Below are 389 nucleotides of genomic sequence, written 5' to 3' on the forward strand. Positions count from 1 at the left end.
GGCACGGGACAGTAGCACACGCCAGAGGGCGGGACGGGCATATCGGAGTTTTTTGAGCAGAAGCCCGCGGACAGCAGAAAAACCGTCTGACAGCCAGAGGTGCCGGACGGTTTTTCTGCGTAACTTTGTTAATTAAATATGATAATACCGATCACAGCTACCACCGCGCCAATCAGCTTTTTCCATTCAAATCCGGCTTTTTCCACACCGAACAGTCCAAACAGTTCGATTCCGTATGCCACGATGATCTGGGATATAACGATGATAAGCGCCGCCTTCGCAGGCCCCAGTGACCCCATACTGCGCACTACGGTATATGTGATAAAGGCGCCGATAATTCCGCCCAGAAGCATGTATTTCGGCTCCACCTGGAGAATCCCCGAAATATT

1 protein-coding gene is annotated in these 389 nt (G+C 51.4%); it reads right to left on the minus strand.

Annotation, left to right across the window (positions count from 1 at the left end):
* Nucleotides 1-128: 128 nt before the first annotated feature.
* Nucleotides 129-389 (minus strand): DMT family transporter (locus NE664_15475; GenBank protein ID MCQ4728033.1); only part of this gene is annotated, 261 nt, incomplete at its 5' end.

It is taken from the genome of Anaerotignum faecicola (genome assembly GCA_024460105.1).
Lineage (GTDB): Bacteria > Bacillota > Clostridia > Lachnospirales > Anaerotignaceae > JANFXS01.